Source organism: Marmoricola sp. Leaf446, assembly GCF_001424755.1.
GTDB lineage: Bacteria > Actinomycetota > Actinomycetes > Propionibacteriales > Nocardioidaceae > Marmoricola.
Map to the genome: position 1 here is coordinate 62042 of NZ_LMRF01000002.1, position 13500 is coordinate 75541.

The 13500-nt window shown below is 75.6% G+C and carries 12 protein-coding genes; 9 read left to right on the forward strand and 3 right to left on the reverse strand.

Annotated features, from left to right (window positions below):
- The first annotated feature begins 45 nt into the window (after positions 1-45).
- From ASG49_RS08410 to ASG49_RS08445, 8 genes are all read left to right on the forward strand, one after another.
- Positions 46-456 (forward strand): molybdopterin-binding protein, encoded by a 411-nt coding sequence (locus ASG49_RS08410; RefSeq protein WP_056540200.1) that lies wholly within the window; start codon positions 46-48, stop codon positions 454-456.
- Positions 453-1262 carry a molybdate ABC transporter substrate-binding protein gene (gene modA / locus ASG49_RS08415; RefSeq protein WP_235561982.1) on the forward strand — a complete coding sequence of 270 codons (810 nt, stop codon included), beginning with the start codon at positions 453-455 and terminating at the stop codon, positions 1260-1262. Before ASG49_RS08410 ends, modA begins: the two co-directional genes overlap by 4 nt.
- A gap of 89 nt (positions 1263-1351) precedes the next feature.
- The gene (locus ASG49_RS08420; protein ID WP_235561983.1) at positions 1352-2092 is read left to right on the forward strand and encodes an ABC transporter permease; all 741 of its coding nucleotides are present in this window, start codon (positions 1352-1354) and stop codon (positions 2090-2092) included.
- The gene (locus ASG49_RS08425) at positions 2089-3198 is read left to right on the forward strand and encodes a sulfate/molybdate ABC transporter ATP-binding protein (RefSeq protein WP_056540204.1); all 1110 of its coding nucleotides are present in this window, start codon (positions 2089-2091) and stop codon (positions 3196-3198) included. Before ASG49_RS08420 ends, ASG49_RS08425 begins: the two co-directional genes overlap by 4 nt.
- A gap of 120 nt (positions 3199-3318) precedes the next feature.
- Positions 3319-4038: a GAF and ANTAR domain-containing protein gene (locus ASG49_RS08430; RefSeq protein WP_056540207.1), complete on the forward strand. Its 720-nt coding sequence runs from the start codon at positions 3319-3321 to the stop codon at positions 4036-4038.
- A gap of 352 nt (positions 4039-4390) precedes the next feature.
- Positions 4391-6346, forward strand: a complete 1956-nt coding sequence (locus tag ASG49_RS08435; RefSeq protein WP_056540211.1) for a penicillin-binding transpeptidase domain-containing protein — start codon at positions 4391-4393, stop codon at positions 6344-6346.
- Between the two features lie 68 nt (positions 6347-6414).
- Complete coding sequence (locus ASG49_RS08440; RefSeq protein WP_235561984.1) at positions 6415-7407, forward strand: oxygenase MpaB family protein; 993 nt, start codon at positions 6415-6417, stop codon at positions 7405-7407.
- A 131-nt stretch (positions 7408-7538) separates the two neighbouring features.
- Positions 7539-8798, forward strand: a complete 1260-nt coding sequence (locus ASG49_RS08445) for an NAD(P)/FAD-dependent oxidoreductase (RefSeq protein ID WP_056540213.1) — start codon at positions 7539-7541, stop codon at positions 8796-8798.
- Between the two features lie 63 nt (positions 8799-8861).
- Here ASG49_RS08445 and ASG49_RS08450 read toward each other — a convergent pair whose 3' ends face one another.
- Complete coding sequence (locus ASG49_RS08450; protein WP_056540216.1) at positions 8862-9563, reverse strand: pirin family protein; 702 nt, start codon at positions 9561-9563, stop codon at positions 8862-8864.
- A gap of 41 nt (positions 9564-9604) precedes the next feature.
- On the opposite strand from ASG49_RS08450, the gene ASG49_RS08455 reads away from it, so the two are divergent.
- On the forward strand, positions 9605-10525 hold the full coding sequence (locus ASG49_RS08455) for a cation diffusion facilitator family transporter (protein WP_056540219.1): 921 nt from the start codon (positions 9605-9607) through the stop codon (positions 10523-10525).
- Between the two features lie 253 nt (positions 10526-10778).
- Here ASG49_RS08455 and ASG49_RS08460 read toward each other — a convergent pair whose 3' ends face one another.
- The gene (locus ASG49_RS08460) at positions 10779-12812 is read right to left on the reverse strand and encodes an NADPH-dependent 2,4-dienoyl-CoA reductase (RefSeq protein ID WP_056540222.1); all 2034 of its coding nucleotides are present in this window, start codon (positions 12810-12812) and stop codon (positions 10779-10781) included.
- Positions 12809-13423 carry a PadR family transcriptional regulator gene (locus ASG49_RS08465; protein ID WP_056540224.1) on the reverse strand — a complete coding sequence of 205 codons (615 nt, stop codon included), beginning with the start codon at positions 13421-13423 and terminating at the stop codon, positions 12809-12811. The genes ASG49_RS08460 and ASG49_RS08465 overlap by 4 nt, the downstream gene beginning before the upstream one ends.
- Positions 13424-13500 lie beyond the last annotated feature (77 nt).

A 13500-nucleotide genomic window follows, 5' to 3' on the forward strand; every position in this document is an offset into this window, starting at 1 on the left:
GCCGATCGGGTGACAGGGAGCCGCAGGTGCGGCTAGGTTGCGGGCGTGGCGACGTACCGGATCAAGCAGGCGGCCGAGCTGCTCGGCGTCAGCGACGACACCGTGAGGCGGTGGGCCGAGTCGGGGCGGCTGCACCCCACCACCGACGGCGCGGGCCGGCAGGTGGTCGACGGGGTCGAGCTGGCCGAGGTGGCGCAGCAGCTGGCGGCGTCGGGGGAGCACCCCGAGCCCGGTCCCGTGGTGTCGGCGTCGGCGCGCAACCGGTTCGTCGGGCTGGTGACGCGCGTGGTGCGCGACACCGTGATGGCCCAGGTCGAGATCCAGGCCGGCCCACACCGCGTCGTGTCCCTGATGAGCCGGGAGGCCGCGGACGAGCTGCGGCTCGAGCCGGGCGTCCTGGCCATCGCGGCGGTCAAGTCCACCAACGTCGTCGTCGAGCTCCCGGAGGCCCCGTGAACCTGCACCTGCACCTGCCCGTGAGGACCGCCCTCGCCGGCGCCCTGGTCGGCACGCTGCTCCTGTCCGGCTGCGGCAGCAGCGGCGACGGCGGCTCGGGCGCCAGCGGCGACGAGCCGAGCGCCTCGGGCGAGAAGGTGACGCTGCGGGTGCTCGCAGCGGCCTCGCTGACCGAGACCTTCACCGCGCTCGGCGAGCAGTTCGAGGCCGACAACCCGGGAACCACGGTGCAGCTCTCCTTCGGTCCCAGCTCCGGCCTGGCCGAGCAGGTCACCAGCGGGGCCCCGGCCGACGTGTTCGCCGCCGCGAGCCCGAAGACGATGCAGACCGTCGTCGACGCCGGTGACGCGCAGGACCCGCAGGACTTCACCACCAACGAGGCCGAGATCGCCGTGCCCGCCGACAACCCCGGTGACGTCGACTCCCTGGACGACCTCGCGAAGGAGTCGGTCAAGGTCGCGGTCTGCGACCCCGAGGTGCCGTGCGGCGTGCTGGCCGTCGACGTCTTCGACTCGGCCGGGCTCGACGTCACGCCGGTCACCGAGGAGGAGGACGTCAAGGCGGTGCTGACCAAGGTCACCCTGGGCGAGGTCGACGCCGGCCTGGTCTACGTCACCGACGTGCAGGCCGCGGGCGACGACGTCGAGGGCGTCGAGGTGCCCGAGGAGGACGCGGCCACCACGACGTACCCCATCGCCGCGCTCGAGCGGTCCGAGAACGCCGAGCAGGCCCAGGCCTTCGTCGACCTGGTGCGCTCGGAGGTGGGCCGGAAGGCGCTGGAGGACGCGGGCTTCGGCCTCCCGTGAGGTCGGGCTCGACGAGGCCGCCGAGGCGGGCTCCGGGACGTCACCGCGACCGTGTCCCCTGGCCGCTGGGGGTCCCGGCCGCGCTGGCCGTGCTGCTGCTGCTCGTGCCGCTGGCCGGGCTGCTCGTCCGCGCCCCGTGGGAGGGCCTGCCCCGGATCCTGCTGACGCCGGAGGTGCGGGAGGCACTGCGCCTGTCGCTGGTCTGCGCCAGCCTGGCCACGCTGGTCTCGGTCGTGCTGGGGGTACCGCTGGCCTACGTGCTCGCGCGCTCGCAGGCCCCCGGCGTACGCCTGCTGCGGGCGCTGGTGACGCTGCCGCTCGTGCTGCCGCCGGTCGTGGGTGGCGTGGCGCTGCTGCTGGCCTTCGGCCGCAACGGGATCGTCGGGCGCCACCTCGACGCGTGGTTCGGCCTCACGATCCCGTTCAGCACGCCGGCGGTGGTGGTCGCCGAGACGTTCGTGGCGATGCCGTTCCTGGTGGTGGCGGTCGAGGGCGCGCTGCGCACCGCCGACCGGGGGTACGACGAGGCCGCCGCCACCCTCGGCGCCTCGCGGATGACGGTGTTCCTGCGGGTGACGCTGCCCATCATCCGCCCGGCCCTGGTCGCCGGGGCGGTGCTGTGCTGGGCCCGGGCGCTGGGGGAGTTCGGTGCCACCGCGACCTTCGCCGGCAACTTCGAGGGCACCACCCGCACCATGCCGCTGGCGGTCTACAACGCCATCCAGACCGACCCCGACGCCGCGATCGCGCTCTCGCTGGTGCTGCTGACGGTCTCGGTCACCGTGCTGGTCGTGCTGCGCGGACGCTGGACCGGACAGGGCGCAGCGTGAGCGCCGGGAGGGGCCTCGTCCTCGACGGCACCGTCCACCGCGGCTCCTTCGAGCTCGCGCTGCGGGTGCAGGCCGGTCCTGGCGAGGTGGTCGGGGTGCTGGGCCCCAACGGCGCCGGCAAGTCGACGCTGCTCCGCACGGTGGCCGGGCTGGAGCTGCTCTCCTCGGGGACCCTGGAGGTGGCGGGCCGGGTCTGGCAGGACGGCACCACCGCGCTGCGGCCCGAGGAGCGCGCGGCCGGGGTGGTCTTCCAGGACTACCGGCTCTTCCCGCACCTCGACGTGCTCGACAACGTGGCCTTCGCGGCACGCGCCGCGGGCACGCGTCGCGCCGCGGCCCGCGACGGTGCCGCGCGCTGGCTGACCCGGCTCGGCCTCGCCGACCTGGCCCGCCGCCGACCGTCGCAGCTCTCGGGCGGCCAGGCCCAGCGGGTGGCGCTGGCCCGGGCGCTGGCGCGCGAGCCCGACGTGCTGCTGCTCGACGAGCCGATGGCCGCGCTTGACGCCGGGGCGCGGCTGGAGGTCCGCGGCTTCCTGCGGACCCACCTGGCGGAGTTCGCCGGTCCGGTCGTGCTCGTGACCCACGACCCCCTGGAGGCCATGGTGCTCGCCGACCGGCTGGTGGTCGTCGAGGGCGGCCGGCTGGTGCAGGAGGGGACGCCGCTGGAGGTCGCACGCCGGCCCGCCTCGACGTACGTCGCCCGGCTGATGGGCCTCAACCTCTGGTCCGGCGAGCTCGGCCACGACGGCCGGGTGGCCCTCGACGGGGGTGGGTCGCTGTCGCTCGCGGGCGAGGCGGCTCCCGGGCGGGTGCTGGTGGCGCTGCGGCCGAGCGCGATCAGCGTGCACACCGGTCGCCCGGGCGGGTCCGCCGGCCCTGGCGCGAGCCCCCGCAACCAGTGGGCGGGGCGCATCGGCTCGCTGGAGCGGCTCGCCGACCGGGTCCGGCTCCAGGTCGACGGCCAGCCCGGCGCGCTGGTCGACGTGACCGCCGCGGCCGTGGCCGAGCTCGGGCTGGTGGAGGGACGCGAGGTGTGGCTCACGGCCAAGGCCACCGAGGTCGAGGCCTACCCCGAGGCGCGGCCCGGACCGCTCGGGCCGGGGTGACCGGGCGGCCCGTCCCGCCCCGGAGGGCGTGTCATGATGCAGCTCGCTCGGGATCCGGACCAGGAGCCGGGGCCCCCGCCCGCACGACCACGGACCGACCTGGACGACCTGGACTGATCGATGCCCTCCCTGATGCCGCCGGAGCTGTCCGACACCGTGCGCACGCTGGCCGACCTCGTCTACGCCGGCGAGTCCTTCGAGGCGGTCGCCGACACCCTGTGCCGGGCCGCGGTCGAGCTGGTCGACGGCTGCGACCACGCCTCGCTGCTGCTGCGCCGCCAGGGGCGGGCGGTCACCGTGGCCGCCTCCGACGACGTCGCCGCGACCTGCGACGGCCTCGAGCGCGAGGTCGGGGAGGGGCCGTGCCTCGACGCGCTCGACGAGGACGCGCCCCACCAGCACTTCTGCGGCGACCTGCGCGAGGGCTGCGGCTGGCCGCGGCTGGCGCAGCGGGTGCTCGCCGAGACCCCGGTGCGCGGGCTGGCCGGCTTCCGGCTGCGCGACGACGGCACCAAGGTCGGCGCCCTCAACGTCTTCGGCGACACCCCCGACCGGCTCACCGAGCACTCGCTGCACCAGGCGACGCTGCTCACGGCGTTCGCCTCGGTCATCCTGGTCGCGATGGACCGGGGCGAGGAGGCCTCGACGCTGCGCCAGGGCCTGGAGAGCAACCGCGAGATCGGCAAGGCGGTCGGACTGCTGATGGCCATGCACGACCTCGACCAGGACGCCGCCTTCGCGATGCTGTCCCGGGTCAGCCAGGAGATGAACCTCAAGCTCGTCGAGGTCGCCGCCCGCGTCGTGCGCACGCACCGCACGGCCGACCGAGCGGGCGACTGAACGAGCGACTGAGCGGGCGACTGAACGGGCGCCCGAGCGGGACACCGGACGGGGTGTGACCGGAGGGTGAGACGGGCGTGAGAACGCCGGGGGCAGGGGTACCTGCACCCCCGAGGTCGAGGACACGGCCCACGCACCGGACGTTCGCGTCGGTCCCACCCCGGGTTCCCGGAGTGGCCGACGTGCCCCGCCGGGTGAGCACCGCTCCCCGGCCCCCCGTCCTGTGTCGCGCCGGTGGGCTCGCCCGCCGCGGTCGGCCGGCGCGGCACAGACCAGGTCCCGACGGGCTCGACCGGCGAGCCTGCGCCGTGTCGGGCTCGTCCGGGTCCGCGGCTTGTGGTGCGATCGACGGGTGAGTCCGCGACCCCGCCCTGCCCCCGGCCGCGCCCCCACCCGGCGGGCGGCCGCCGCCGCCGGCCTCGCCGCCCTCGTGCTGCTGCCCAGCGCCTGCAGCCTCCCGTGGTCCGGCCCCGACGCCGACGCCGCCGCCCGGCGGCTGGCGCGCGCGCTGGCGCAGGGGGAGCTCGCGGACGTCCCCGTGGTCGGCGACCGGGCGCAGGTGCAGCAGCAGCTCGAGGCGGTCCTCGCCGGGACCACCGTCCTGGGCGAGCCCGCCGTCGCGGCCGGCGACGTGGAGACCGGGGACGGCACCGCCACGGTCCCGCTGACCTGGCGCTGGCGGGCCGGCGGCGAGGGCGCCGGGGACGACTGGCGCTACCGCAGCACGGCGGTGCTCGAGGAGGTGTCCCGCGGCGGTGAGGACGTCTGGGCCCTGCGGTGGGCGCCGGCCGTGGTCGAGCCGTCGCTGCGGGGCGAGGAGACGCTGGCGGCGAGCGCGGTCGCGCCCGAGCGCGGCCGCATCCTGGGCCGGGCGGGCAGCGTGCTGGTCGAGCCGCGCCCGGTGGTGCGGGTGGGCGTCGACAAGCAGGGCGTACGCCGCGCCGAGGCGGTCGCCTCCGCCCGCCGGGTCGCCGCGATCGTCGACGTCGACGCCCAGGCGTTCGCGGAGCGGGTCGCCGCAGCCGGCGACCGGGCCTTCGTCGAGGCGATCGTGCTCAGGACCGACGACCTGGGGCCCGGCGTACGGTCGCAGGTCGAGGCGCTCCCGGGTGGACGCCTGGTCGAGGACGAGCTGCCCCTGGCCCCCAGCCGCGAGTTCGCCGCGCCCCTGCTCGGCAGCGTCGGCCCGGCCACCGCCGAGATCGTGGAGGAGTCGCAGGGCAGGGTCGTGGCCGGTGACGAGGTCGGCACCTCCGGGCTGCAGCGGCGCTACGACGCCCGCCTGCTCGGCCGCCGCGGCGTGGTCGTGCGGACGACCGGTGGTCAGGGCGAGCCGCGCGAGCTGTACGCCGCCGACCCGGTGGCGGGCGAGGACCTGGCCACGACGCTGGACCCGCGGCTGCAGCAGCTGGCCCAGGACACGCTGGCCGACGTCGGGCCGGCGGCCGCGCTGGTCGCGCTGCAGCCCTCGACGGGCGACCTGCTCGTCGCCGCCGACGGACCGGGGTCGGACGGCTACGCCACCGCCACGCTCGGGCAGTACGCCCCCGGGTCGACGTACAAGATCGTCACCGCGCTGGCGCTGCTGCGCGCCGGCGTCGCGCCGGGTGACCCGGTCGAGTGCCCGGCCACCGTCGACGTCGACGGGCGCGACTTCGAGAACTACGACGACTACCCCACCTCCGGGCTGGGCCGGATCACCCTGGAGGACGCCGTCGCCCGCTCCTGCAACACCGCCTTCATCGGGGCGCGGGAGCGGGTCTCGGGCGAGGCCCTGACCGGTGCGGCCGAGGCGCTGGGGCTGGGCGTCGACCGCGACCTCGGCTTCCCGGCCTACCTCGGCCAGGCCGGGCCGGACGACCCGTCGGCGCAGGGCGAGACCGGTGCGGCCGCAGACCTCATCGGCCAGGGGTCGGTGCTGGCCTCGCCGCTGGCGATGGCGGCCGTCGTCGGTTCGGTGCAGCAGGGCAGCACCGTCGTGCCGCGGCTGCTGCCGGCCCTGGACGCCCGCGGCGCCGACCCGGCCGACCCGCTGGAGCCGGCCGAGGCGCAGGCGCTGCGGCGGATGCTGCGCGCCGTGGTCGAGCGCGGCAGCGGCGCGGTGCTCGCCGGGGTGCCGGGAGACCCGGTGCTGGCCAAGACCGGCACGGCCGAGTTCGGCGAGACCGACCCGCCGCCGACCCACGCCTGGATGGTGGCCGCGCAGGGCGACCTGGCGGTGGCGGTGTTCGTCGAGCGCGGCGACTCCGGGTCGGGCACCGCGGGCCCGCTGCTGCGGGAGTTCCTCGAGGGCGCGGGACGGGGGTAGCGGGAGGGCGGCCGACCGTGACAGTGTCACTGTCACAGTCCTCTCCCGTCGACCCTCCAGGAGGCCTCGTGCGACGACCCGACCGGCTGCCCCGGAGGCACCGGCTGCCCCGGATGCACTGGCTGCCTCGGATGCACTGGGCGCAGCGCAGCCTCGAGCTCGACCCGATCGCCGACCACCGGGAGATCAGCCTCGGCGTGAGCGCCCACGACTACCCCTGGGACACGATCCAGGCGCTGTCGTTCGCGCTCTTCCGGACCTACGCCGTGCCCTCGATCGGCAGCCTGCTCGACCGGACCGGTGAGTTCACCGGACGCGTCCAGAAGCGGTACGACGACACCGGGCTGCTGCTCGAGGAGGTCCAGCGCCACGGGCTCACCAGCAGCCGCGGCCGGGGCGCCGTACGCCGGGTCAACCAGATGCACGCGATGTACGACATCAGCAACGACGACATGCGCTACGTGCTCGCCACCTTCGTGGTGGTGCCGGTGCGCTGGATCGCCGCCTACGGCTTCCGCGACCTCACCGACCACGAGGTCCGCGCGATGACGGAGTACTACCGGCAGCTGGGACGGATGATGGCGATCCGCGACCTGCCCGAGGACTACGCCGGCTTCGAGCGGCTGCTCGACGACCACGAGGCCGCGCACTTCGGCCCCGACGAGGGCGGGCGGCGGGTCGCCGACGCCACGCTGGACCTGATGACGACGTTCTGGCCGAACAGCCTGCTCCCGGCCCGCCTCGTGCGGCGGCTCGCCTTCGCGCTCATGGACGAGCCGCTGCTCCGGGCCTTCGGCTACCCCCTCCCCACCCGGCTCGAGCGTCGGCTCGTGCACGCCGCGATGCGGGCGCGCGCCCGGGTGCTGCGGCTGCTCCCCGCCCGGTCCGAGCCGCGGTGGGCCAGCGACCACGGCTGGTTCCGCACCTACCCCGCCGGCTACGACGTGGAGGGTCTGGGCACCTTCGCCCCCGGGTGCCCGGCCCACGGCGCCGCCGCCGCGCCCGGCCCCGGGCGGCCCGCGGAGGCGGCCCGGCGCCCGACCCCGCCACCCGCGGCCTGACCCCGGGCCCCTGGCGGATCACCGCCGTTTCCGGGGTCTGAAACAACGTCGGCGACGGTGGTCCAGACCAACGGTGGCGTCGCGTCCCACGGGTGTGTCGGGTGGGCGGGGCCAGGGTGATACTCCCTGCGATGGACGCCACCGACGTGGCCGTGATCGGCGCGGGGATCGCCGGACTCACCTGCGCACGGGCGTTGGAGAAGTCCGGTCTCGACGTGCGCCTGCTCGAACGCTCGGCCCGGGTCGGCGGCCGGGTCGGCACCGACGTCGTGGACGGCTTCCGCGTCGACCGGGGGTTCTCCTGGATCGACGCGCAGCACCCCGTGGTGCGGCAGGTCGCCGACGTCGCCGCCCTCAACCCGCGGCCGATCGACCGCGGCATCGTGCTGGCGCACCCCGAGGGCTACCGCATCCTGCAGGGCTCCCAACCGGCACTGATCTCGGCGCTGCGGTCGGGTCTGGGCCAGCCGCAGGACGTCGCCCGGCTGGTGCGCTGGAGCGACCCGATGCGTCGTACGCCGGACCGGCTGCACTCCAGCGGCGACGTCACCCTGGCCGACTCGCTCGACCAGCACGGCATCAGCGGGCGGGTGCGCGAGGAGGTGCTGCGGCCGTTCTTCCGGCTGCTGTTCGCCGACGAGGACCTCCGCACGTCCTACCAGTACGCCATGCTCGTGCTCCAGCAGCTGCGCCAGGGCATGCCCGCCCTGCCCGCGCTGGGGATGCAGTCGCTGCCCAACCAGCTCGCCCACGACCTCGACCGTCCCGTGCGCCTCGGCGTCGACGTGCTCGGCCTGCGGCGCGACCACGGGTCCGGCGTCACCGTGCTGACCGACGCGGGGCCGCTCACCTGCCGCGCGGTCGTGGTCGCGACCGACCCCGCCACCGCCTCGGGGCTGCTCGGCATCGGCAGCCCGCCGATGCGCGGCACCGCCACCTGGTGGTTCGCCGCACCGCACCCGCCGAGCACGCTCAAGACCGTCTTCGTCAACCCGCTGGGGCCCGCCGGCGGCCCGGTCGCCCACGCGCTGATCAGCTCCAACGTGGCGCCCCGCTACGCCCCGGCCGGCCAGGCCCTCGTGGCGGCGGTCTCGGTCCCGCTCCCGGGCCAGGACGCCGGCACCGAGTCCGAGACCGACGTACGCCGCCACCTCGGCCAGCTCCTGCACGGCGACGCCGGCTCCTGGCGGCTGCTGGCCCGCCACGCCGCGTCGGCGGCGTGGCCGACCGCGCGACCGCCGCTGCTCAGCGGCCGCGAGGTCGACCTCGGCGACGGGCTGTTCGTCGCCGGCGACCACCGCGAGCTGCCCGGCATCCCGGGCGCAATGGCGTCGGGGCTGCGCGCCTCCCGCGCCGTGGTGGCGGAGCTGGGCGCGGTGGAGCGGGGCTGAGCAGGGCTGGGCGGGACTGGGCAGGGCTGGCGCTACTGAAGGGGTCGGGCCGCTCAGGGTTGGTCAGGGCCGGTCGAAGGACCAGACCACCAGCTGCGCCCGACCCACCCCGGTGACGCTGCGGCCGCCCTCGTCGAGCAGCCGCGCCACGTCGCCGTCGACCAGCCGCCGCTCCCCGACCATGACGCCCTCGCCCGGCGGCGCCACCACCAGGGCGTGCAGCCGCGGCCGGTCCGGCAGCTCCAGGCGCTCGGCGTCGGCCAGGTCGGCGACGTGCAGCGAGGTGCCACGAGCGGCGATCGGCACCACGCCGCGGCCGTCGCCGTCGGCCACGCGGGTCCAGCCCTTGCCCGGTCCACCCAGGTCGACCGGCTCCCGGACCCAGGACGGCACCAGCCCGCTCTCGTCGGGCCGCACCCACGCCTGCACGAAGCGGGTCGGCCCGGTGTCGCTGCCGGTCTCGGCGTGGACGACCCCCGAGCCGGCCGAGAGCCGTTGCACCCACCCCGGTCCGACCTCGCCGGTGCCGACGTCGGAGGCGTGGCGGAGCGAGCCGGTCAGCACCCAGCTGACGATCTCGAGGTCGGCGTGCGGGTGGTCGGCGTACCCCGTCCCCGGCGGCAGCCGCTCGTCGTTGTGCGCGACGAGCCCGGAGAAGCCGACGTTGGTCGGGTCGTAGTGCGACCCGAAGGAGAAGGAGTGGAGGGTGGTGCGGCCCTCGGCCTCGGTGCGCGGCCGCGCCTGCCCCTCCCGGACCTCGATCACCCGGCCATGCTCGCAGCAGGGCGGCCTCTACGCTCGTGGGCATGGGTGCGGGGCACGACCACGGGCACGCGGCGGGCCGCGCCACCGACCGGTCGCGCCTGTGGCTGGTCCTCCTGGTCACCGGCGGCGTCGCCGTCGTCGAGCTGGTCGGGGCGCTGCTGTCGGGGTCGCTGGCGCTGCTGGCCGACGCCGGCCACATGTTCACCGACACCGCCGCGATCGTGCTCGCGCTGTCCGCGTCCTACGTCGCGACGCTGCCCGCGAGCCCGCGGCGCACGTTCGGCTACCACCGCGCCGAGATCCTCGCCGCCCTGATCAACGCGGTGGTGCTGCTGGGCGTGTGCGGCTACCTCGCGGTGGCCGGCGTACGACGGCTGCTCGACCCGCAGCCGGTCGACGCCGGACTGATGCTCGTCTTCGCCGCCGTCGGCCTCGCCGCCAACCTGGTCTCGCTCGGGCTGCTCGCGGCCCGGCAGGGCGAGTCGCTCAACATGCGCGGCGCGTTCCTGGAGGTGCTCGGCGACGCCGTCGGGTCGGTGGCCGCGATCGTCGCCGGCGTGGTGGTGCTGACCACGGGGTTCGAGCGCGCCGACTCGCTGGCCTCGCTGCTGATCGCGGTGATGATCCTGCCCCGCGCCTGGTCGCTGCTGCGCGACTGCGTCCGGGTGCTGCTCGAGTCGGCACCCCCCGGCGTCGAGGTCGAGGACGTCCGCCACCACCTGCTGCACGCCGCCGGCGTCGTCGACGTCCACGACCTGCACGCCTGGCTGATCACCAGCGGCATGCCGGCCCTCTCGGCCCACGTCACCGTGACCGACGAGGCCCTGGCCGAGCGCGGGGTGGGGGCCGTGCTCGACGACCTCGCCGCTTGCGTCCACGAGCACTTCGGCATCGAGCACGCGACCTTCCAGGTCGAGCCCCAGAGCCACCGGGCCCACGAGCCGGGCGAGGCGCACGCCTGACGGGAGCGAGTGCCACACCAGGGCCGTTCGAAGGGCTCGGGCACGACGCTGGTGTGGCACTCGACTCGGGCGGCGGGGTAGGTCGGCGGTGGCGTGCGGGTGCATCGCGGCATCGGGCAGTTTCACCGGCTGGCCGGTGAAACTGCCGCCACTGCCACACCAGCGCAGCTCGCGACCCCCGACGACGACGCTGGCGTAGCGGTGGGCCCGACGTACGCCGCCCGCAGCATGCCCGCGCGCGGACGAGGCCTCCTCACCGCGACGCGGCGAGCTCCACCCCCTGGCGGATGGCGCGCTTGGCGTCGAGCTCGGCGGCGAGGTCGGCACCGCCGATGAGGTGGGCGGTGAGGCCGGCGGCGACGAGGTCGTCGTACAGGCCCCGCACCGACTCCTGGCCGGCGCAGACCACGACGTCGTCGACCTCGATCAGGCGGGGCTCGCCGTCGACGGTGACGTGCAGGCCGCGGTCGTCGATCCGGTCGTACGTCGCCCCGCTGACCTGCTCGACGCCCGACTGCTTGAGCACGGCGCGGTGCGCCCAGCCCGAGGTCTTGCCGAGGTGGATGCCGATCGGGGTGCTCTTGCGCTGCACCAGGACCACCTCGCGCGCGGACTCCCGCGGCTTGCGCTCGGTCAGTCCGCCGCGGTGGAGGTCGGGGTCGCCGACGCCCCAGTGGGCCAGCCAGTCCTCGAGGTCCTCCTCGACGTGGGTGAGGAAGACCGAGGTGTCCACGCCGATGCCGCCCGCGCCGATGACCGCGACGCGCTTGCCCGGGGTGTGGCGGCCCGAGAGCACGTCGGCGTAGGACACGGCCCGCTCGATGCCGGGGATGTCGGGGATGCGGGGCTCGACGCCGGTGGCCACGACGACCTCGTCGAAGCCGCGCAGCGCGTCGAGCCCGGCCTCGGTCTGCAGCCGCACGTCGACGCCGAGCACCTCGAGCCGGCGGGTGTAGTAGCGCAGCGTCTCGGCGAACTCCTCCTTGCCGGGGACCGCCATGGCGAGCCGGAATTGGCCGCCGAGCTCGGAGCCCTTCTCGTAGAGCGTCACCGCGAAGCCGCGCTCGGCGTACGACACCGCGGCGCTGAGGCCCGCGGGCCCGGCGCCCACGACGGCGGCGGTGGGCCGGGGCCGCGACGGGGCGGTCGAGGGGAGCGGCAGCAGCACCAGCTCGGTCTCGCGGCAGGCCCGAGGGTTGACCAGGCAGCTGGCCTTCTGGTTGGCGAAGGCGTGGTCGAGGCAGGCCTGGTTGCAGGCGATGCAGGTGTTGATCTCGTCGGCCCGCCCGGCGGCGGCCTTGGCCACGAAGTCGGGGTCGGCCAGCAGCGGCCGCGCCATCGAGACGAGGTCGGCGGTGCCGTCGGCGAGCAGCTGCTCGGCGATCTCGGGGGTGTTGATGCGGTTGGAGGCGCAGACCGGCAGGCCGACCTCCTCGCGCAGCCGCCTGGTCGTCCACGCCCAGGCCGCGCGGGGCACCTGGGTGATGATCGTGGGCACCCGCGCCTCGTGCCAGCCGATGCCGGTGTTGAGGACGCTCACCCCCGCCTGCTCGAGCAGCAGCGCGAGCTCGACGGTCTCCTCCCAGGTCTGGCCGTCCTCGACGAGGTCGAGCAGCGAGAGCCGGTAGACGATCGCGAAGTCGGGCCCGACGGCCTCGCGGGTGCGGCGCACCACCTCGATGGGGAAGCGCATCCGGCGTGCGGCCGAGCCGCCCCACTCGTCCTCGCGGTGGTTGGTGCGCGCGGCCAGGAACTGGTTGATCAGGTAGCCCTCGGAGCCCATGACCTCGACCGCGTCGTAGCCCGCCTTCTGGGCCAGCACGGCGGACTCGGCGAAGGCGGTGGCGGTCCGGTCGACCTGGCGGCTGCTCATCGCGCTCGGCTTGAAGGGCGTGATCGGCGACTTGATCGCGCTCGCGGACTGGCTGAACGGCGTGTAGCCGTAGCGCCCGGCGTGGATCAGCTGCAGCGCGATCGCCCCGCCCTCCTCGTGCACGGCGTCGGTCACCTGGCGGTGGCGCGCGGCGTCGAGACGCGTGGTCATCTCGCCGGCCAGCGGCTTGAGCCAGCCCCGCTTGGAGACCGCGAAGCCGCCGGTGACGGCCAGGCCCACTCCGCCCGCGGCCCGCTCGCGGAAGTACGCCGCCAGCTTGGGCAGGTCCCAGGTGTGGTCCTCCAGCCCGGTGTGCATCGAGCCCATCACCACGCGGTTGCGCAGGGTCAGCCCGCCGAGGGTGATCGGGGCCAGCAGGTGGGGGTAGGGCCCAGGGGTCGTCGCGTCGCTCATCGGGTTCCCGTTCTCTGGTGCGGTCGGTCGGGCAGGTCGGTGTCGGTCTCGTCGTCGCCCCAGGCGGCGAGGTACTCGCCGAGCCACTCCACCCAGAACCGCTCGGTGCGGATGCCGCCGCGCAGCACCAGCCAGACGTCGAGGGCGTGCCCGGCGGAGGACCCGGGGTCGGTGGCGGCGTCGCGGCGCAACGCCCCGGGGTCGGGGAACTGCTCGCGCTCGAGCTGCTCGTAGTGGGCGAGCCGGGTCTGGTGCTCCAGGCGCAGGCCGCGGAGCTCGGCGAGCAGGGCCGCGCGGTCGGCGTACGACGCCCCGCGCATCTTCACCGCGGCCTCCGACCGGAGCGTGACCGCCTGCGTGGGGGAGGCCACCCAGCGGGCGAGCTCCTCGCGGCCGTGCGGCGTGACCTCGTAGCGCTTCTCGGTGCTCCGCGCCCCGCCGGCGCTGGCGCTGACCCAGCCGTCGTCCTCCATGCGGCGCAGCACGCGGTAGATCTGCTGGTGCGTGGCCTGCCAGAAGAAGCCGATCGAGCGGTCGAAGCGCCGGGCCAGCTCGATGCCGGTGCCGGGGCGCTCCCGCAGCGAGACCAGCAGCGCGTGCTCCAACGACATGCCCGGAGCATGGCCCACCCCAGCCGCTTGTGCAACTCGTTGCACGAGACGTCTCACCCCATGTGCGACCCCCCCCC